Origin of the sequence: Mesorhizobium carmichaelinearum, assembly GCF_900199455.1 — a bacterium.
Lineage (GTDB): Bacteria > Pseudomonadota > Alphaproteobacteria > Rhizobiales > Rhizobiaceae > Mesorhizobium > Mesorhizobium carmichaelinearum.
Genome location: NZ_FZQR01000008.1, coordinates 263,983 through 282,637 on the forward strand (window position 1 = coordinate 263,983; position 18,655 = coordinate 282,637).

Genomic DNA, 18,655 nt, shown 5'->3' on the forward strand with positions numbered 1-18,655 from the left:
GCGAATCCCTATGAACCCAACGCTGACAGCCGCAGGCGCTGTGCGAGGTGGTCGACCACCAATGCAGTGCCGGCGGAAGATTTTGCGGCCCGATGAAGGCGTATCTCGGCCCCGGGCAGATGCGGCACATGTCGACCCGGATGGACGCCCCGCAAGCCGGGTGCAAGCATGCTGCCTTTGACCACGGTGATTGCCAGGCCCTGCTCGACGATTGCCTCCGTGGCGGCGAGGCTCGGGCTGACATAGGCCAATCGCCATGGCCGGCCTGCTGTGTTGAGTGCCTCGACGGCCCAGGCGCGAAACAGGCAATCGGGATAGGACAAGGCAACGGGCAGCGGATCGGTCTCCTCGACGGCACGGGTCGCAGCAGCCGCCCAAATCGCCCTTTCGCGGCATATCAGATCACCCTCGACCGTGCCTTCCGGATGCATGGCGATGACTGCGTCGAACGATGAACCGAGCCGTTTGAGAAGCAGAGCCGTGAGACCGATCTCCATGTCGACCTGCACCAGGGGAAATCGCTCGGCAATGTCGGCGAGGAGGCGCGGCAGGATCTTAGTGCCATAGTCTTCCATGACCCCGATGCGAACGTGTCCAGCCACCCGCTGATTGGAAACACGTGCAATCGCCTGCTCATTGAGGGCAAGGATGCGGCGTGCATCGGTCAGAAAGCCCTCCCCGGCAGCCGTGAGTTCAACGCGGGCGGTGGAGCGGTGAAACAGGGCGGTATCGAGGCGTTCTTCGAGACGCTTGACCTGCAGGTTGACGGCGGCCTGCGTTCGATTGAGCTGCTCGGCGGCGCGCGTGAACGAGAGACGGTCGGCAACAACGACGAAGGCGCGCAGCAGGTCGGGATCAAGGCTTGGGGTGTTCATAGCGGAACATTATCAAACTCATTGAGCTTATTCGATTCCTTTCGATCCGCCTGCCCGATATCGCTGACACCGAACTGGCAGAGGTCGGGAACCATGGAAATTCTGGGCGTGCTCGCGGCAATTCTCTCCAGTGCTCTTGGCGGCACGGCGGTCGGCGCAACACGATTTCTCGCCGGCACACTCGATCCGCTCACCATCGGTGCGGTCCGGTTCGGCGGCGGGTTTCTGGTCCTGGTCGCCGTGGCGCTGATGCGGCAGGACAGATGGCCGCCGAAGAGTGACTGGCCCGGCGCCGGCGCATTGGGTGTCTTGTTCTTCGGCCTGTTTCCTGTGCTCTTCAATGGAGCCCTTGTCTACACGACGGCGGCACGCGGAGCCCTGGCACTGTCGACACTGCCCCTGCTCACCATGCTTGCCGGGGCGGTTCTGAGGATCGAGACGCCGACCATGCGCAAGATCGTCGGCGTCCTGATCGCCATGGCCGGGGTGGCCATCGCACTCGGCACCAGCCTGGCGACCGCTCCCCCGGGTGCATGGCGTGGAGACCTGCTCATGGTCGCCGCCGCATGCTGCATGGCGCTCTACAATGTCTGGTCGCGACCCTTTCTGTCTCGCACAGCGCCGATCCCGTTCGTGGCGTTTGGCATGGGCGTGGGTGCGGTCTGCCTGTCGGCCCTGGTGGCGTCGAGCGGAGGGTTCGCGCGGCTTGCCACGCTTGGCACCCCTCAGTGGATCGCGGCCGGTTATCTGGCCATAATCTGCGGCGCCTTGATTTTCTTCCTGTGGGGATTTGCGCTTGGACGCGCGGCGCCGACACTGGTTGCCGTCTCCGTTGCGGTCAATCCGGTCACGGCATCGATCTTCGGTGTCGTCTTCCTGGGCGAACAGGTGAGCGCGAAGCTGATTGTCGGGCTCGTCGCGGTCCTCGCCGGAATAGCCATCGCATCGGGAGCAGGGTTCGGCTCAAGACATCGGGAGGCCCGGCGCCGGCCCTCCTGAACCAAATTCAGGCGGATATACCGATCATCCCTGTTGGCACGGGGAATTGCGCTGGCATTGACAAAAGCGATGGTTCAAGAAGGGATCACCGATCCGTGATTGCTTGTTCATGTCGTCCATCCGCCCGCTGATCCCGCTCCTTCTCGCCGCAGGCATCCTGCTCGGCGGCAACGGCCTGCAGGGCACGCTGATCGCGCTGCGCGGTGCGCAGGAAGGGTTTCCCGCTTCCGACATCGGCCTGATGGGCACCTTCTATTTCGCCGGCTTCCTGCTCGGCTGCCTAGCCATCACCCGCATCATGAAGGCGGTCGGCCATATCAGGGCGTTTTCGGCACTTGCCGCGATCGCCTCGGTCGGCACTCTGCTTTTGGTTCTGGTGCTCGATCCGGTGATGTGGTGCGCGGTGCGCTTTGCCGGCGGCTTCTGTTTCGCCGGGCTGTTCACCATCGTCGAAAGCTGGCTGAATTCCGGTGTCACCAACAAGGATCGCGCCCGCGTGCTGGCGATCTACCGGATGGTCGATACCGGCTCGGTGACATCAGCCCAGTTCCTGATCCCTGTCTTCGGCGCCGGCGGCTTCACCATCTTCGCCATCATGTCGATCATGATCACGCTGTCGCTGGTGCCGGTTTCGCTCGGCGACCGCTCCAACCCGACACCGCCGGAGGAGGTCAAGCTCGACCTGGCACGCGTCTGGCGCATTTCCCCGCTCGGCTGCTTCGGCTGCATTGCCGTCGGCGTCACCAACAGTGCGTTCCGCACCCTGTCGCCGGTCTATGCCGAACAGATCGGCATGTCGGTCGCCGATGTCGTCACCTTCGTCAGCGTCGGCATCTTTGGCGGCGCCATCATCCAATATCCGCTCGGCTACCTCTCCGATCGCTGGGACCGGCGCCGGGTGCTGTTGCTGACGACCTGCTGCGCGATGCTCTCCGCTTTGGCGTTGGTGTTCATCGCCGGCAGCAATCCGCTGCTCAACTTCATCATCATCTTCATCTTCGGCTGTTTCGCCATGCCGCTCTATTCGCTGTCGGCGGCGCACTCCAACGACCGCGCCGACACGGGCGAGTTCGTGCTGATCAATGCGGCGCTAATGCTGTTCTACTCCTTCGGCGCCATCGGCGGCCCGTTCGCCGCCTCCACCGCGATGCAGCATTTCGGGCCGAGCGCGCTGTTCGTGTTCAGTGCCACCGTCTACGCGATCTTCATCGCCGTCATCCTCTACCGCATGCAGGCGCGGTCCGGCGTGCCCGTGGGCAAGCGCAGCCGCTTCACCGCGCTGTTGCGCACTTCGACCATTTTCGCGCGGCTGGCCAGGCGGAATGGTGATTCCGATGACCCGGGAAGCTGATGATGGAGGCGCCAAAGCTTGACGAAAGCCTTCCCGGCTGAAATCTAGAAAGACCTTACTCCTGCCAAAAGCGATTTGATGCACGTCATCACCACCCAGAAAGAACTCGAGACCGTTCTCGCCGCTTTCGAAAAATCGGATTTCGTCACCGTCGACACCGAGTTCATCCGCGAAACGACCTTCTGGCCAGTCCTGTGCCTGATCCAGATGGCGGCGCCTGGCGTCACCGCGCTGATCGACCCGCTGTCGCCCGACATCAACCTCGCCCCGTTCTTCCGGCTGATGGCCAACGAGGCGGTGGTGAAAGTCTTCCATGCCGCCCGGCAGGACATCGAAATCATCGTCCATCTCGGCGATCTGGTTCCGCACCCGGTGTTCGACACACAGGTCGCGGCAATGGTTTGCGGCTTCGGCGACAGCGTTTCCTACGACCAGCTCGTGCAGCGCATCACCGGGGCGCGGCTCGACAAGTCTTCACGCTTCACCGACTGGCGCCACCGGCCGCTGTCCGACAAGCAGCTCGACTACGCGCTGGCCGACGTTACCCATCTGATCGAGGTCTATCAGCATTTGAGCGCCGAGCTGGCGCGGGAAAACCGTGCCCATTGGCTGAATGAGGAAATGGACGTCCTGACCTCGCGCGAGACTTATGATCCACACCCCGAGGATGCCTGGAAGCGGCTGAAGATGCGGCTGCGCAAGCCGCAGGAACTGGCGATCGTGCAGGCCGTGGCGGCATGGCGCGAGCGCGAGGCGCGCGAGCGCGACGTGCCGCGCGGCCGCGTGCTCAAGGACGATGCGATCTACGAGGTGGCGCAGCAGGCACCGCGCGACGCGGCCGCCCTTGGCAAGCTGCGCACCACGCCAAAAGGCTGGGAGCGCTCCTCGACGGCGACGGCCCTGCTTGGAGCGGTCAACACGGCGCTGGCCCTGCCCAAGGAGCAGATGCCAAAACTGCCGAAGAATTTCCAGCCGCCCGAGGGCTCGAGCGCCGCAGCGGAACTGTTGAAAGTGCTGCTGCGGATCGTCGCCGAAAAGCAAGGCGTAGCCTCGAAAGTGCTGGCTTCCAGCGACGACATCGACCGCATCGCGGCCGAGGGCGAGGATGCCGATGTGCCGGCGCTGCAAGGATGGCGGCGCGCCGTCTTCGGCGAGGCGGCACTGAAGCTGGTGCGCGGCGAGATCGGGATAAAGTTCGACAAGCGAAAGATAGCGGTGTTCGATTTGTAGCTTCTTCCCCCTCCCCTTGTTGTGGGGGAAGGAAGAACTGCTCTGCTCAAACCGCTCCCAGCAGGTGCAGCGCAAACCAGCTCCAGGCCAGCGCCAGCACCGCCGCGCCTGCGAAGAAAGAGCGGCTGCGCAATCGCAGATTGTTGCTGGTCAGGTGCACCCAGGCGTGGAAATAGCGCGAGGCGACGAAAATCCACATCAGCGCCAAGGTCAGATAGTTGACGCCGTTGGTGACGTGGAGCGTCAGGCACAGCACATAGAAAAGCACCGGCAGTTCGAACTGGTTGCAGAGATTGGCGGCAACGGTGACGCTCGATGCAGGCTCGGTCGAACGCGTCTTGAACTGGCCGACCTTGGCCTCGCCGGACTTCACCGCGACGAACCGGCGCCGGCCCATCACGACGTAAACGATATAGACCAGCAGAACCTGCGCCAGAACAGGCCAGAAGATCGCGGTCTGGTTCATGGTTGCCCCCTGCCCTGCTAAACCTCGATCACCCGTGGCGCGGCTTCTGGCCCGCCAGGGCAAGAATCGCGATGACGACCAGCGGGATGGCGAGAAGCGCGAATTTGGTGACGATCAGCGCCGAAGCCAAAGACAGCGAATCCGGGTTGGCTGACAGGAAATCGGACAGAAGCCGCGCCACGGCGATATTCTGGGCATAATCGGCAAGCGTGTAGGGCAGCACCAGAACAAGCGCGAAGATCGACTGCACCTGCCCCGGCAGCGTGCGGAAAGTCTTCAGGCGCCGGCCGGTGGCCAGGATCAGGCTGACCAGGGTCAGCGACAGCAGCGCCGGAAACAGGAGATCGAAGGTCAGATAGTGCCAGACCAGAATGATCTCGCCGCCGCGCCGGCCGAGCGCCGTCAGCCAGGCCATGCCTTCGTCGGGCGTAAAACCGAAATAGCGCATGTCGAGCGACGGCAGGCCGCCGCTCAACTGGCGGAAATAGAGGAATTCCAGCACCGTCATGGCGATGAAGACGGCCGCCGACAGGAAACACAGCGCGGCCGCGTGACGGGGCAGCCGCAGGATCGTCGCGGTCAGGCTCCGCCCGAGCCCGTATTGTTCAGGCTCCGCCGGGATAGTTCGGGCTTTCGCGGGTAATCGTGACGTCATGGGCGTGGCTTTCACGAAGTCCGGCGTTGGATATGCGCACAAAAGTGGCGCGGTCGCGGAAATCGGCAAGATCGCGGCCACCGACATAACCCATAGCGGCTTTTAGCCCGCCTGCAAGCTGGTGCAGCACGCCAGACACAGGTCCTTTGTACGGAACCTGGCCTTCAATCCCTTCCGGCACCAGTTTGAGCGTATCGCGCACCTCGGCCTGGAAGTAGCGATCGGCCGAGCCGCGCGCCATGGCGCCGACCGAGCCCATGCCGCGATAGGCTTTGAAGGAGCGGCCCTGGTGCAGATAGACCTCGCCCGGGCTTTCGTCGGTACCGGCCAGCAGCGAGCCGATCATGGCGGCGCTGGCGCCCGCGGCGAGCGCCTTGGCGAGATCGCCGGAATATTTGATGCCGCCATCGGCAATCACCGAAACGCCGGATTTGTGCGCCGTCTCGACCGCCGACATGATGGCCGAAAGCTGCGGCACGCCGACACCGGCAACGATGCGGGTGGTGCAGATGGAACCCGGGCCGATGCCGACCTTGACGGCGTCGGCGCCGGCGTCGATCAGCGCCTGCGTGCCTTCGGCGGTGGCGACATTGCCGGCCAGGATGCGGACAGAGTTGGAGAGTTTTTTCGCCCGCGTCACCGCGTCGAGCACGCGCTGCGAGTGACCATGCGCGGTGTCGATGACCAGAAGGTCGACGCCGGCATCGATCAAGCGCTCGGCGCGCTCGAAGCCGTCGTCGCCGACGCTGGTGGCGGCTGCCGCGCGCAGGCGACCCTGCGCATCCTTGGTGGCGTGCGGGTTCAACTGCGACTTCTCGATGTCCTTGACGGTGATCAGGCCAACGCAATTGCCTTGTTTGTCGACGACGACGAGCTTTTCGATCCGGTGCTGGTGCAGAAGCCGCTTGGCCTCGTCCTGGTCGACATTCTCCTTGACCGTGATCAGGTTCTCACGGGTCATCAACTCGTAGACCTTCTGCGCCGGGTCGGAGGCAAAGCGTACGTCGCGGTTGGTCAGTATGCCCACCAGCCGGCCTATTCTGTGGCCGCCGGTGCCGCCATTCTCGACCACCGGAATGCCCGAGATCGAGTAGGTGCGCATCAGCGACAGTGCGTCGGCGAGCGTGGCGTCGGGACCGATGGTGACCGGATTGACCACCATGCCGGATTCGAATTTCTTCACCTGCCGCACCTGCTCGGCCTGTTCCGCCGGCGAGAAATTGCGGTGGATGACGCCGATGCCGCCGGCCTGGGCCATGGCGATGGCAAGACGCGCCTCGGTGACGGTGTCCATCGCGGCGGAGAGGATCGGCACGTTGAGATCGATGTCGCCGGCAATGCGGGTGCGGACATCGGTTTCGCCAGGCATGACCTCGGAATGACCCGGCTGCAAAAGCACGTCGTCAAAGGTCAGCGCCAGTGCGCCAGTGGACGTTTCGATGATTTTTGCCATGGCCAGCCCTTTAGAATGCGGAAAAAGCGCTGGACCAGGATGGACAGCGCCGACTCTCATCTTCCCTTTCAGGATTGGCGCTGGCTGGTAACACGTCGCGACACGGATGAAAAGCCGATCGTTGCATTGCACAACAGCGTCTTCGATCATTTGATTGTGCCACCCGTGGTTGCGGTCGCACAAAAGTGACAGCAAATTAACACGACATCGGTGGCCAGCCGTGATAACCGCCCCCACATATCGGCTCATTCCCCTTTTCTGAACGAGAATTGGGCCGGAAAGAAAATCTGAAACGGTCACGCTCGTGAATCGCACCATTCCGCTGATCCTGGCGGTCGCATTGTTCATGGAAAACATGGATTCGACCGTCATCGCGACATCGCTGCCGGCGATCGCCGTCGACATCCACACCAGCCCGATCGCACTAAAGCTGGCGCTGACCGCCTATCTGGTGTCGCTGGCGATCTTCATTCCGATCAGCGGCTGGATGGCCGACCGCTTCGGCGCCAAGACCATTTTTCGCGCCGCGATCGCGGTGTTTATCGTCGGCTCGGTCGCCTGCGCCTTCTCCGGTTCGCTGCCGGCCTTCGTGGTGTCGCGCTTCCTGCAAGGCATTGGCGGCGCCATGATGACGCCGGTCGGGCGCCTGGTGCTGGTGCGGGCGACGCCCAAGAGTGACCTGGTCGCCGCCATGTCGTGGCTGACCGTTCCGGCATTGGTCGGACCGCTGGTCGGCCCGCCGATCGGCGGCTTCATCACCACCTACTTCACCTGGCACTGGATCTTCCTGATCAATGTGCCGATCGGCCTGATCGGCATCTGGCTGGCCACGCGCTTCCTGCCGGAAACCGAATCGATGGAAACGCCGCCGCTCGATTTCATCGGCTTCGTGCTGAGCGGGGTGGCGGCATCCGGTGTGGTGTTCGGCTTGTCGGTGGTAAGCCTGCCCTATCTGCCGCCGGCGACCGGGTTCATCACCGTGGCCGTCGGGCTGCTGTCCGGCGCGCTCTACCTGATGCATGCGCGCCGCACCAAAGATCCGCTGCTGGCGCTCGAACTGTTCCGCAACCAGGTGTTCCGCTCGTCGGTGCTTGGCGGCTCGCTGTTTCGCATCGGCATCGGCGCGGTGCCGTTCCTGCTGCCGCTGATGTTCCAGATCGGCTTCGGACTGACGCCGTTCCAGTCCGGCATGATCACCTTCGTCTCGGCGGTCGGCGCCATCGGCATGAAATTCGTCACCGCGCTGATCTTCCGCGTTGCCGGCTTCCGCCGCGTGCTGATCGTCGGCTCGCTGGTCGCCGCCGCATCGATCGCAATCTACGGCCTCTTCACCCCTGAAACGCCTTATGTGCTGATGCTGGCCATATTGCTGGTCGGCGGCTTCATCCGCTCGATGTTCTTCACCGGTGTCAACGCGCTGTCCTATGCCGAGGTGTCGGCCGAAGACACCAGCAAGGCAACGCCGATCACGGCAGTGTTCCAGCAATTGTCGATCGCACTCGGCGTAGCGCTCGCCGGCGGCATTCTGGAAGTCTCGACCTCGATCCATGGCGGCCCGCTGACGCTGGGCGATTTCCATATCGCCTTCTTCATCGTGGCGGCGGTATCGGCGGCGGCGTCGCTGTCGTTCATGCGGCTGGCGCCCGATGCCGGCAATGCCGTCTCCGGCCATGGCCGGCTGACCACGCCAAAGACACTGGAACCGGCGAGGTCGCCGGGGGAGTGAAGGCGCGGTTAGGCGCCTCTTCCTTCTCCCCTTGTTGTGGGAGAAGGTGGATCGGCGCGCAGCGCCGAGACGGTTGAGGGGCGTTCCAGCGAAGTGAGACGTTGGTGTTCCCAGGAGCACCCCTCATCCGACCTCGCTTCCACCTTCTCCCACAAGAAGGGGAGAAGGGAAGGCGCTACTCGCCGGCCGCTTCGCGCCCTTTGAAGTCTTTTGCCAGCAGATAAAGCTCCACCGATTCATCGCGCGAGGCCGGCGGCTTGACGTGATGCACCGAGCGGAAATTCTTCTTGAGCATGGAGAGCAGCTCGTTTTCGGCGCCGCCCTGGAAAGTCTTGGCGAGGAAATGACCGCCCGGCTTCAGGACGGACAGCGCGAAATCGGCTGCCACCTCGCACAGATGCATGGTCCGGATGTGGTCGGTCCGCTTATGGCCGGTGGTTGGTGCCGCCATGTCGGACAACACGACATCCGGATTCCCGCCCAGCGCTTCGGCCAGCTTGCGCGGCGCATCCGCGTCCAGGAAATCCATCAAAAGCACCGGCGCGCCAGGCACCGCATCCATCTCCAGATAGTCGATGCCGATGACATGCGGATTGTCCGCCGTCGATTTCGTGCGCGCGGCCGCGACCTGGCACCAGCCGCCGGGGGCAGCGCCTAAATCGATCACCTTCATGCCGGGTTTGAGCAGATGGTGCTTGTCGTCGATCTCGATCAGCTTGTAGGCCGCGCGCGAGCGGTAACCGTCCGCCTTCGACCGCTGGACATAGGGATCGTTGATGTGGCGCTGCAGCCAGCGGCGCGACGATTCCTTCAGGCCGCTCTTCTTCTTGATCCGCGTCTTCAAGACGCGAATGCTGGCCGAGCCTGGTTTTTCCGGTTTCTTGGTCATTAACGGCCACGCCCATCGTTGCGCCAGACGCCGTCATCGGCCATCAGCTCGCTCAATATGCCTTCGCGCAGGCCCCGGTCGGCGACACGCAGCCGCTCCGAGGGCCAGACCGCGCGGATCGCTTCGAGGATAGCGCAGCCAGCCAGCACCAGATCGGCGCGGTCCGCACCGATGCAAGGGTTGGCGCAGCGCTGCTGGAAATCCCAGCCGACCAGCCTCTCCACCATGCGGTCGACGCTGTCGCGGTCCATCCACAGCCCGTCGACCCGACGCCGGTCGTAACGTTCGAGATCGAGGTGAACGCCGGCGAGCGTCGTCACCGTGCCGGACGTGCCGAGCAGATGGAAATTCGGGCTGGCCTTGAGGTGGCTCAGCCGGTCGCGGCCATCGAAAGCGGCCAGCCGGCCGGCGACGTCATCGACCATGGCGGTGAAGATGTCGCGCGTTACCGTGCGGCCGCCAAAGCGCTCGGCCAGCGAGACGACGCCGACCGGCAGCGACGTCCACGAGACGATGTGGTTGGCGAGGCGCGGCGAACGGCGGCCGGTAAGATCGATCAGCGCGATTTCGGAAGAGCCGCCGCCTATATCGAACAGGACGACGCCTTGCGTGTCGCGCTCGACCAGAGAGCCGCAGCCGGAAACCGCCAGCCGCGCCTCGGTCTGGCGGTCGATGATCTCGAGCTTCAGGCCGGCCTCGCGCTCGACGCGTTCGAGGAACTCGACGCCGTTCTCGGCCGAGCGGCAGGCTTCGGTGGCGATCAGCCTGGCCTTCCTGATCTTGCGGCTGCGCAATTTGTCGCCGCAGATCTTCAGCGCCTCGACGGCGCGGTCCATCGCCGGCTGGCCGAGCCGGCCATTGGCGGTGAGCCCCTCACCCAGCCTGACGATGCGCGAAAATGCATCGATGACGCGGAACTGGCCATGCCGTGTGGGAACGGCAACCAGCAGCCGGCAATTGTTGGTGCCGAGGTCGAGTGCGGCAAAGACCGGAAGTTCGTGCACCGGCGACCGGCGCGCGCCCTGTTCGGGGCGTGGCGTTGGAGCGGCGGGCGAGATTGCCGGCGCCGTTGGCTGCTTCGGTTCCAAAGCCGGGGCAGCGGCCTGGCTCGGGGTCGGCGATCGACTGCCCTGCGGGTGCGCTTCGTCGCGCGCAAAAACCTTGCGCCCGCGCCTTCGCTTGCGCCGTTTTTTGGGCTTGCCCTTCTGGTGATGGGTAGCGTCGCCCGCCTGCGCATCGGCGGAGCGCTGCTCCGTCGGGCGGCGTTGCTGCCAACCGGCTGTCCCCGGGCCCGATGGCCCTGGGGAAGCGCTGGACGCGCCCACCTCCGACGCGCCTGCGCCGGTGTCGCGGTCTTCCACTGTCGTTCCTTCCGGCGCCGCGCGAACCGATGAAGGACGCAGCAGGCGCTTTGGCATGTTTCAAGTTGCCGCCAGACTAACAGTGCCGTGCCCGATCACCAAGAGCCGCACGCCGAATTTTGCCGGCTGGTGGCGAACCGCCTTTTCGCCCCGCCGCGTAATGTAGCCGCAAGGCTGGATTGGTAGCGCAATGCTGGCGAGGACAACTCTCGTCGAAGCCGATGCCTCATCGCTGGCCGTTGCACTGCTTTCGCTGCTGGCAGATCTTGCCGGCGGCCGGCGCGACAAGTGTTCGCGGTTGAATAGCCGGCTTCAATGAGGCATTTCTGAAATGTACGGAAGTCACCGGGCAGCCGGCCTCCCACCATCAAGCGAAAAGGAAGCGGACACGCAACGCATGGCAGTCAGGCAATGAACTGGAGACGCTATTTCTGGCCGGTGGTCGGCTTAGCCGCGGTGATCTTCTCGCTGCTGCTGCTCTGGCACGAGCTGCGCGGCATTTCGCTCGACGATGTCTGGGACGGGCTCGCCGCCATTCCAACCCGCGGCTGGGTGCTGGCGGCGCTGAGTTCCGTCATCGCCTATGCCGCGCTCGCCGGCTACGACCACATCGCGCTGCTCCACATCGGTAAGCGTGTGTCATGGCTGTTCGTGACGCTGTGCTCCTTTACCACCTACGCACTGTCGCACAATATCGGCGGCTCGGTGTTCTCCGGTGCCGTCATCCGCTACCGCGCCTATGGCACCAGGGGCCTGACCGGCCAGGATGTCGGTGTGCTGGTGGCGATCTGCTGGATCACCTTCGTGCTGTCCAGTCTTCTGGCCGGCGGTCTGGTGCTGGTGCTGGAGCCGCAAATCGTCGACCGCTTCTCAGGCGCCCCGCATCACGGGCTGGCGATCGCCGCCGGCCTTGGCATGCTGATTCTCATCAGCGCCTACATCTTCGGCAGCGCGCTGCATCTGCGCCCGCTGAAGATCGCCAGCTTTCAGCTGCACTATCCGGCACTACCGATCGTCGCCAGGCAATTGCTGATCGGCCCGATCGAACTGATTGCCGCCGCGGCGATCATCTTCTTTGCCCTGCCCGAGATGCACAATCCCGGCTATTTCGTCGTGCTCGGCGTCTTCCTCGTCTCCTTCTCGGTCGCTCAGCTCTCGCATGCGCCGGGCGGGCTCGGCGTGTTCGAGGTGGTGTTCCTGGCCGGGCTTTCGGACATGGACCCGGTCGGTGTGCTGGCGGCGCTGCTGGTGTTCCGGCTGTTTTATCTCATCATCCCGCTGATTCTGGGCCTCGGCGTGGTGCTGTTCTTCGAACGCTCGCAGTTCAGCCGGACGGAGAGCTGAGGCGCGGATAGGATTTCATGTCCGCGCCTGGGAGCGCTGCGAAGCATGGCGCCTGAAACCGGCTGACAAAACCTGACGATTGAACCGCAGAGCAGGCTTGACTATTTTCCGCTGGCGGCTACAAGGCAGCGCTCAAGCGGCTCAGCCGTTCGGCCCGCGCGGTCCATGACCGCGCCTGCTGGGGAATAGGTTAACGGTAGACCCACGGACTCTGACTCCGTTAGTCCTGGTTCGAATCCAGGTTCCCCAGCCAAACAATTTCAAGCACTTAGCCAACTCTCGACACGCCGAACAAGCCGCCATGTCGCGTTTGTGTCGCGTTCAGGCTTCCAACAGCGCCTTTTCGGCCGCCGCCAATTCGTCCCGATTATGGGAGCCGGGGAAAAGATGGCCGTAGGTGTCCGCAGTCATCACGATGCTCGAATGGCCCATGAGTGTCTGGACTGTCTTGATGTCTTTCCCCTGCCCGCCCTTCTCTTTTGGGTTGATCAACCAGCTTGCATAGAAATGGCGAAGCGCGTGAAGGCCGGTATATTTCGCGGCCATGATCGGCTTGCCCTCTTTGTCGACCTTGGGCTTCCTGTTCCTATCGAGCGCGGGTACCGTGAGGCCGGCAGCGAACTGTGGCGGCTGCAAGCCGCGCTTCACGATGTTGGAGTGAAACTCGATATTGCCCTCACCATTTGGGAACACCAGATCGAGCTTGCCCTTAGGGCATTTCAGCTTCCATTCCCGCAAGGTGTTGATGACCATCGGCGCCAGGGGAATGGTGCGGTCTTCGCCAGCCTCCGATTTCGGCAGGCCAATGGGGTCATAACCCTCATCGACGTATTTCTTCGCGTGGTAGCGATCGGCCCGCTGCCGCACATGAAGCTCTGCCGCTTTCAGATCCACGTCAGCCCACCGCAAGCCGCGCAGTTCGGACGAGCGAAGCCCGGTAAAGATGGCTGTGATGATCAGCGGGCGGTGCCAGCCCTTGCTGTGTTCGAGAATTAGGCGAATTTCAGACGGCTCGGGAATATCTATCCCGGCCTTAAGCTTCGGCTTGCGGTCAGTCTTCTTTTTCCGCTTCCGGCCACCCTTAGACATGTCATGCACGACGTTGCGGGCAACTAGTCCCCGCTCCTGCGCATCGGCCAGCAGAGAACCCAGGCTGACCGTGACGCGCTTGATCATGTCGGCGCTGCAAGGTTGATTCTTGGTGCCGTGCGGCTCGGCCCGGAGCCGGTCCTGAAACTGGCGCACCACGGGAATGCTGAGTTTCGACAGGCGCAGATTGCCGAGGAAGGGGAGAATATGCTCGTTCAGGTGTTGGCGGCGTTGGTCGAGCGTCGTGCGCTCAAGACCGGCTGCCGTGCCATCCTCAAGCCAGTAGACGCCGGCCTCCTTCACGGTGACGGTAGCGCGGTCGGCGACGTGCGTCCCCTCATCTATGGATACGGTTGTCTTTGCCTCCCAGGCATCCGCATCCTTCTTCTTGTCGAAGGTCTTCAGCCTACGTGTTCCATTGCCGTCAGCATAGTCGACGACCCAGGCCTCTTTCTCGACGCCCTTGGCCGTGGTCCATTTGCGCTTGCGAACTGACATCGTTCCCTCCGTAGCAGCCGGTAATGGCTGAAATCATGTCGCATTATGTCGCAATTAGTCCGCTTGTCAAGATATGGTAAATGTTGAAAACCCATAGCGACCCCTTGCAATGCTGGCTGTTTTATGGCAGACCTGACGTATTCTCTTGGGCGAGAAGCTCACCTTCCCTTCACGCGTTAATGCGAACAAAGGGGGAAACCCCTCGAATGAGGGGCGCGGATGCGCGGTGAGTGTTGGTAGCCCGTTACTGCCGGATGGCGGAGAGCTCGCGGAAAATTAACCCGCGCTCGCCGCCATTTTGATTCCTGCGGGAACATTGAAGCGAGCGCCGATTTTTTTAGGAGCTTGCCCGGTGACGAGCAACGATCTTTCTGACCTGGAACTCATCTGGGGCGCGCCCACCATTGCGCGCGCCGTGAACCTGAACCAGCGCCAAACCTACTACGCCCTGGAAAGCGGTCACCTGCCGGCCCAAAAAGTCGGATCTCAGTGGGTGACAAGCAAGAGTGCCCTTCGGCAATATTTTGCGTCCCTCCTTCCTGGGGAGGCCGCTTAAGATGTGTCCTGAAGCAGCAAAGCCGCCCTCGGTAAAGGGCGGCTCGCTGGTGATGTCGAATTGCTTGGCGGCTTTCGATACCAGCGACCATAACGAACCCCTTGTCTGTAGGCAAGCGCTCCGCATCCGTCAGCGGTTCCCCGTGTCGACCTACGTGGCGCTGGTCGCCGCTCGTCTGGTTTATGGGGGCGCGTCATGAGCATTCGCCCCAATATCCCGAGCAGCATTGAGGACTTGTATGTCGATGCAGCCGTCGGACACCTGACGGCGGCTCGCAACCATCTGCAACGCGCCGTGCTTAACTTTGACGACGCGGGCTACGAGCACGATCCGACCGCGAGATCCTACAGCTACGTCGCCGGCATCGTCGCCGAGTTCAACGGAAGGCCATATCGGCCGGTGCCCTCGCCGGCACCGGAAGTGCCGTCGCATATCGCGGATGCGGCGATTGCCTGGCGTGACGATCGAGACAGGAGGGCGCGGCGATGAGCGACGACCTCCTACCAGATCCCGTGGATGACGCAGCGATATGGGCCACGGCCCATTGGTGGACCGCCGGTCGGCCACTGCTCCCGCTGCTTGTCCGAAAGTTCAAGATTTCAGATGACGAAGCGATGCAAGCCATCCGTGCCGCCTTCGATGTCATCACGAGGCGCTCGACATGAACGAGATAGATGAAGTTTTCGCCGGCAAGGCCATCCCGCGTGGCAACAAGATTGTTCCGATCGCCGATCTCAGGCAGAAGCGCGCGCGACGTGGCGCAAGCCCTGTATGGCTGGACGACTGCATATTGCGGCCCAACGGCTCACCATTTCCTATCCTGGCAAACGCGCTGATCGGCCTTCGGGCAATGATGCCAGACGCCTTCGCCTACGACGAGATGTTGTGCATGCCTGTGCTTCAGCGCCCGCTCGATCAAGAGCCGTTTCAACCGCGGCCAATCTCCGACTCGGATATCAGCATCGTGCAGGATCGCCTGCAGCACGCTGGTCTCTCTCAGCTAAGCCGGGACGTCGTATATCAGGCCGTCACGCATCGCGCCCATGAATGCCGGTTCCACCCGATACGGGACTGGCTTGATAGTCTGGAGTGGGACGGGACTGAACGGCTTCCTTCTCTGTTCCCCGCTTACCTCGGCGCCGACGCTTCGGCCTACACCGCCGCCATCGGGCGCATGTTCCTGATCTCGATGGTCGCACGCATCTACAAGCCGGGGTGCAAGGCCGATCACTTGCCGGTTCTGGAGGGCAAGCAAGGGACCATGAAATCGTCGGCTTGCCGGATTCTTGGCGGCGAATGGTTTTCTGATGCGCTCCCTGACATCAGCGCCGGCAAGGACGCCTCGCAACACCTGCGTGGCAAATGGTTGATCGAAGTCGCCGAGATGCACGCCATGGGCAAGGCCGAGGCTACCATGCTCAAGAGCTTCATCAGCCGCGACACCGAACGGTACAGGCCCAGCTATGGCCGCGCCGAAGTCATGGAGCCGCGCCAGTGCATTTTCGTTGGCACCACCAACCAGAGCGCCTATCTCCGCGATCCCACAGGCGGCCGCCGGTTCTGGCCCGTCAAGACAGGTCGCATTGATGTCGACGCCCTAGCCCGCGATCGCGACCAACTCTTTGCCGAGGCCGTGGCACGGTTCCGGCGCAACGAGCCCTGGTGGCCGAGCAAGGACTTCGAGGCCAAGCACATCGCACCCGAGCAGGAGGCCCGTTACGAAGGCGATACATGGGAAGAGACCATTCGGGATTTCATCGCGACCCGTAGCAAGGTGCTTGTGGGCGAGATTGCCAAAGAGGCGCTGCATTTCGAAACCAGCCGGATCGGTCGCGCAGACCAGAACCGTATCATCGCAGTTCTGGAGCAAATCGGGTGGGCGCGGCAACCGAAGGACTGGAAAGGCAACGTCCCATGGGGGCCAGCACCAAGAGCTTGAGCACCACGGATGACGGACAACCACGGACGATATTTACATAGAGGACTTGGGGCTCTGTCAGGTCTTCTATGTAAAATCATCCTTGGTCATCCGGTTATCCGTGGTTTGCAGCCTGAAAACACCGCCACAGACAGCGGTGCCCGCCCTCGCCTTTTGTTACGATCGATATAACCGTCCAGGGCCACCCGAAACGCACGATCCGACAAGCGGATTGTTTATCCGCTAGTCGTTCTGTAAATAGTTGATTTCAAACCATAATTTTCACCGTGTTGCAATCATGTCGTGTCGGTGTTATTTTCGAATTAACTGATTTGGAGTTAATTGCGTGCCCGAAAATACCGCAGAGATAGCAGACACCAAGGCCTATGGCCGCTCCGCCGTCACGAACGGTAGCACGCTGCTACCAGGCGTTGACGGCCGATCGATCTGGGCGCGCCGATTCCGTGATTTGCTAGGCCAGCACGTTGCCGACCTTGGCGGCGAGGGTGCCGTGTCGGAAGCCGAGCGTTCGATTGCCCGCCGCGCTACCGCTCTTGAGGTTGAGTTGGAACGCCTGGAGCTACGCTTTGCCACAGCGGGTGAAGCCGAAGCCGCCGACCTTGATCTCTACAGCCGCGCCTCGAACACCATGCGCCGACACTTCGAAGCCCTAGGTCTTCAGCGCCGGCAACGTGACATCACGCCGAGCCTTCGCGACCAGATGCGGGGTGCGGCATCGTGAGCGCTACTTCGCCTTCGCCGATGGACTTCTTTGCCCGCCTTAGGTGGATAGACGGCAAGCCCCTTCTTGACACCATGGAAGACTATCGACGCGAGTTCATGACGCGGGCGCTCTACACCCTGCGACCAGATGGAACGCCGCTCTACAACCTTGTGCTGTCAGGCAGGGGCAAGAAAAACAACAAGACCACGGATCTGGTGTTGGCCAGCTTCTATCGGCTTTTGATCTGGGACAGCCCGCACGGCAACGACGTCAATATTCTCGCCAATGACGAAGACCAGGCTGGCGATGACCTGAAGCTCGCCAAGAAGCTAATTGATGCGAACCCGGGCACGCTGGGGCCGGAAGTCATTTCGCTCGCAAAGGGCATACACAGGCGCGACGGCCGGGGCGAGATTCGAATCCTGCCCGCCCGTGATGCACTTGGTGCTCACGGCAAGACAGCCTCGCTGAACGCCTATGACGAGATCCATGGTTATCGCAATTGGGATATCTTCGAAGCATTGGCGCCGGACCCGACCAGAGCAGACGCGCTGCAATGGATCACCAGCTATGACACGATTTATTCGAGCCCCGGAGTTCCGCTGTTTGACTTGAAGGCGATCGGCAAGGCTGGTGACGATCCGCGCATGCTGTTCTCATGGTATTCCGGCGAGCTTTGCACTGATCCAAACTTCGCCGAGTTGCCACCGCGCGAACGTGCCAATCCGAGCATGAAATCGTGGCCCGATGGCGAAGGCTATCTTGACCAGCAACAGCGGCGCTTGCCGACCCACAAGTATCGCCGTCTGCACCTGAACATGCCCGGGGCTCCCGATGGCGCCTTCCTGAATGCTGATCTCGTCCTTGCCGCTGTGCGGAAGGGCGTGAACGTGCTGAAGCCGCAGGAGGGCCGCACCTACCGGTTTTTTGTAGATATGTCAGGCGGGAGCGCGGACGACGCGACACTCGGCGTCGCGCACAACGACGACGGAAGGGCCGTGGTTGATCTCGTCATGAAGCAGGCCGGCAATCCACCCTTCAATCCGCGCGCCGCAGTCAAACGCTTCGCCAGAGTGATCAAGGAATATGGGGGCAAGAAGGTCGTCGGGGATGCCTACGCTGGCCTTACCTACCGCCAGGATTTCGAAGATGAGGGTATTGAATACCAGCTCTGTGGGAAGACCAAGACCCAGCTTTATGAGGCATTGGAGCCCCGCCTGAACGCTGGTGAAGTCGAATTGCCCGACGAGCCGAAGATGCAGGAGCAATTGCTCACGCTTGTCGTCAAAGGCGCCAGGATCGATCACCAAAACGGCGATCATGATGACTGGGCGAACTCGGCGGCAGGTGCAGTGGACCTAGTTGCAGCCCAGGAAGAGAAGGCGCCGACGCCATACACGGTTTCGTTCAGTCGATGCGCCGGACCCTCAGCCTATAGCGTCCCGATGGGACATCAAAGCCCATACGACCAGATCGAAAACATCCTGGCTGAAGCCGCCAGATCTCAACGATAAGGAAACT

Annotated in this window: 19 protein-coding genes and 1 tRNA gene; 13 read left to right on the forward strand and 7 right to left on the reverse strand. The window is 62.5% G+C overall.

What is annotated here, in order from left to right; translation table 11 throughout:
* Positions 1-8: 8 nt before the first annotated feature.
* Positions 9-875, reverse strand: a complete 867-nt coding sequence (locus CKW40_RS20360) for a LysR family transcriptional regulator (protein ID WP_095201630.1) — start codon at positions 873-875, stop codon at positions 9-11.
* A 93-nt stretch (positions 876-968) separates the two neighbouring features.
* On the opposite strand from CKW40_RS20360, the gene CKW40_RS20365 reads away from it, so the two are divergent.
* From CKW40_RS20365 to rnd, 3 genes are all read left to right on the forward strand, one after another.
* The gene (locus CKW40_RS20365) at positions 969-1,874 is read left to right on the forward strand and encodes a DMT family transporter (RefSeq protein WP_095201631.1); all 906 of its coding nucleotides are present in this window, start codon (positions 969-971) and stop codon (positions 1,872-1,874) included.
* Between the two features lie 109 nt (positions 1,875-1,983).
* On the forward strand, positions 1,984-3,225 hold the full coding sequence (locus CKW40_RS20370; RefSeq protein WP_095201632.1) for an MFS transporter: 1,242 nt from the start codon (positions 1,984-1,986) through the stop codon (positions 3,223-3,225).
* A 78-nt stretch (positions 3,226-3,303) separates the two neighbouring features.
* Positions 3,304-4,455 carry a ribonuclease D gene (rnd, locus tag CKW40_RS20375; protein ID WP_095201633.1) on the forward strand — a complete coding sequence of 384 codons (1,152 nt, stop codon included), beginning with the start codon at positions 3,304-3,306 and terminating at the stop codon, positions 4,453-4,455.
* A 46-nt stretch (positions 4,456-4,501) separates the two neighbouring features.
* Here rnd and CKW40_RS20380 read toward each other — a convergent pair whose 3' ends face one another.
* From CKW40_RS20380 to guaB, 3 genes are read right to left on the reverse strand one after another with little or no spacing between them, the layout of a single operon-like run.
* On the reverse strand, positions 4,502-4,921 hold the full coding sequence (locus CKW40_RS20380; RefSeq protein WP_095201634.1) for an MAPEG family protein: 420 nt from the start codon (positions 4,919-4,921) through the stop codon (positions 4,502-4,504).
* A 28-nt stretch (positions 4,922-4,949) separates the two neighbouring features.
* The gene (locus CKW40_RS20385; RefSeq protein ID WP_095201635.1) at positions 4,950-5,576 is read right to left on the reverse strand and encodes a hypothetical protein; all 627 of its coding nucleotides are present in this window, start codon (positions 5,574-5,576) and stop codon (positions 4,950-4,952) included.
* Complete coding sequence (guaB, locus tag CKW40_RS20390; RefSeq protein ID WP_095201636.1) at positions 5,527-7,029, reverse strand: IMP dehydrogenase; 1,503 nt, start codon at positions 7,027-7,029, stop codon at positions 5,527-5,529. Before guaB ends, CKW40_RS20385 begins: the two co-directional genes overlap by 50 nt.
* A 39-nt stretch (positions 7,030-7,068) precedes the next feature.
* Here guaB and CKW40_RS43855 point away from each other — a divergent pair, with 39 nt between their 5' ends.
* Both CKW40_RS43855 and CKW40_RS20395 read left to right on the forward strand, forming a co-directional pair.
* A complete protein-coding gene (locus CKW40_RS43855) occupies positions 7,069-7,218 on the forward strand; it encodes a hypothetical protein (RefSeq protein WP_179298038.1) in 150 nt (49 codons plus the stop codon).
* Positions 7,219-7,333: 115 nt separating this feature from the next.
* Positions 7,334-8,755, forward strand: coding sequence for an MFS transporter (locus tag CKW40_RS20395; protein ID WP_095201637.1), 1,422 nt, complete (start codon positions 7,334-7,336; stop codon positions 8,753-8,755).
* A 175-nt stretch (positions 8,756-8,930) separates the two neighbouring features.
* On the opposite strand, the gene CKW40_RS20400 is transcribed toward CKW40_RS20395, so the two are convergent.
* Positions 8,931-9,644 carry an RlmE family RNA methyltransferase gene (locus CKW40_RS20400; RefSeq protein WP_095201638.1) on the reverse strand — a complete coding sequence of 238 codons (714 nt, stop codon included), beginning with the start codon at positions 9,642-9,644 and terminating at the stop codon, positions 8,931-8,933.
* Complete coding sequence (locus tag CKW40_RS20405) at positions 9,644-11,062, reverse strand: Ppx/GppA phosphatase family protein (RefSeq protein WP_439330999.1); 1,419 nt, start codon at positions 11,060-11,062, stop codon at positions 9,644-9,646. Before CKW40_RS20405 ends, CKW40_RS20400 begins: the two co-directional genes overlap by 1 nt.
* Before the next feature lie 354 nt (positions 11,063-11,416).
* On the opposite strand from CKW40_RS20405, the gene CKW40_RS20410 reads away from it, so the two are divergent.
* Together CKW40_RS20410 and CKW40_RS20415 are read left to right on the forward strand one after the other, a co-directional pair.
* A complete protein-coding gene (locus CKW40_RS20410) occupies positions 11,417-12,349 on the forward strand; it encodes a lysylphosphatidylglycerol synthase domain-containing protein (RefSeq protein WP_095201639.1) in 933 nt (310 codons plus the stop codon).
* A gap of 179 nt (positions 12,350-12,528) precedes the next feature.
* Positions 12,529-12,602: transfer RNA gene (locus CKW40_RS20415), tRNA-Gln, on the forward strand.
* A gap of 68 nt (positions 12,603-12,670) precedes the next feature.
* Here CKW40_RS20415 and CKW40_RS20420 read toward each other — a convergent pair.
* Entirely contained in the window at positions 12,671-13,936 is a 1,266-nt protein-coding gene (locus tag CKW40_RS20420; protein WP_095201640.1) for a tyrosine-type recombinase/integrase, read from the reverse strand.
* A 352-nt stretch (positions 13,937-14,288) separates the two neighbouring features.
* Between CKW40_RS20420 and CKW40_RS20425 the strand changes: the two genes are divergently transcribed.
* The 6 genes from CKW40_RS20425 to CKW40_RS20450 all read left to right on the forward strand — a co-directional run bounded on the left by CKW40_RS20425 (position 14,289) and on the right by CKW40_RS20450 (position 18,648).
* Complete coding sequence (locus CKW40_RS20425; protein WP_095201641.1) at positions 14,289-14,492, forward strand: helix-turn-helix domain-containing protein; 204 nt, start codon at positions 14,289-14,291, stop codon at positions 14,490-14,492.
* Positions 14,493-14,687: 195 nt separating this feature from the next.
* The gene (locus tag CKW40_RS20430; protein ID WP_143748339.1) at positions 14,688-14,981 is read left to right on the forward strand and encodes a hypothetical protein; all 294 of its coding nucleotides are present in this window, start codon (positions 14,688-14,690) and stop codon (positions 14,979-14,981) included.
* Complete coding sequence (locus CKW40_RS20435) at positions 14,978-15,157, forward strand: hypothetical protein (protein ID WP_095201643.1); 180 nt, start codon at positions 14,978-14,980, stop codon at positions 15,155-15,157. Before CKW40_RS20430 ends, CKW40_RS20435 begins: the two co-directional genes overlap by 4 nt.
* On the forward strand, positions 15,154-16,431 hold the full coding sequence (locus CKW40_RS20440) for a virulence-associated E family protein (protein ID WP_095201644.1): 1,278 nt from the start codon (positions 15,154-15,156) through the stop codon (positions 16,429-16,431). Before CKW40_RS20435 ends, CKW40_RS20440 begins: the two co-directional genes overlap by 4 nt.
* Positions 16,432-16,756: 325 nt before the next feature.
* Positions 16,757-17,152: a hypothetical protein gene (locus CKW40_RS20445; protein WP_244571229.1), complete on the forward strand. Its 396-nt coding sequence runs from the start codon at positions 16,757-16,759 to the stop codon at positions 17,150-17,152.
* Complete coding sequence (locus CKW40_RS20450; RefSeq protein WP_143748340.1) at positions 17,149-18,648, forward strand: terminase large subunit domain-containing protein; 1,500 nt, start codon at positions 17,149-17,151, stop codon at positions 18,646-18,648. Before CKW40_RS20445 ends, CKW40_RS20450 begins: the two co-directional genes overlap by 4 nt.
* The last annotated feature ends 7 nt before the right edge of the window (positions 18,649-18,655 follow it).

Coding starts and splice junctions, on each gene's coding strand:
- CKW40_RS20360 (WP_095201630.1), bottom strand. CDS start 875: ATGAACACCCCAAGCCTTGATCCCGACCTGCTGCGCGCCTTCGTCGTT.
- CKW40_RS20365 (WP_095201631.1), top strand. CDS start 969: ATGGAAATTCTGGGCGTGCTCGCGGCAATTCTCTCCAGTGCTCTTGGC.
- CKW40_RS20370 (WP_095201632.1), top strand. CDS start 1,984: ATGTCGTCCATCCGCCCGCTGATCCCGCTCCTTCTCGCCGCAGGCATC.
- rnd (WP_095201633.1), top strand. CDS start 3,304: ATGCACGTCATCACCACCCAGAAAGAACTCGAGACCGTTCTCGCCGCT.
- CKW40_RS20380 (WP_095201634.1), bottom strand. CDS start 4,921: ATGAACCAGACCGCGATCTTCTGGCCTGTTCTGGCGCAGGTTCTGCTG.
- CKW40_RS20385 (WP_095201635.1), bottom strand. CDS start 5,576: ATGACGTCACGATTACCCGCGAAAGCCCGAACTATCCCGGCGGAGCCT.
- guaB (WP_095201636.1), bottom strand. CDS start 7,029: ATGGCAAAAATCATCGAAACGTCCACTGGCGCACTGGCGCTGACCTTT.
- CKW40_RS43855 (WP_179298038.1), top strand. CDS start 7,069: ATGGACAGCGCCGACTCTCATCTTCCCTTTCAGGATTGGCGCTGGCTG.
- CKW40_RS20400 (WP_095201638.1), bottom strand. CDS start 9,644: ATGACCAAGAAACCGGAAAAACCAGGCTCGGCCAGCATTCGCGTCTTG.
- CKW40_RS20405 (WP_439330999.1), bottom strand. CDS start 11,062: ATGCCAAAGCGCCTGCTGCGTCCTTCATCGGTTCGCGCGGCGCCGGAA.
- CKW40_RS20410 (WP_095201639.1), top strand. CDS start 11,417: ATGAACTGGAGACGCTATTTCTGGCCGGTGGTCGGCTTAGCCGCGGTG.
- CKW40_RS20420 (WP_095201640.1), bottom strand. CDS start 13,936: ATGTCAGTTCGCAAGCGCAAATGGACCACGGCCAAGGGCGTCGAGAAA.
- CKW40_RS20430 (WP_143748339.1), top strand. CDS start 14,688: ATGAGCATTCGCCCCAATATCCCGAGCAGCATTGAGGACTTGTATGTC.
- CKW40_RS20435 (WP_095201643.1), top strand. CDS start 14,978: ATGAGCGACGACCTCCTACCAGATCCCGTGGATGACGCAGCGATATGG.
- CKW40_RS20440 (WP_095201644.1), top strand. CDS start 15,154: ATGAACGAGATAGATGAAGTTTTCGCCGGCAAGGCCATCCCGCGTGGC.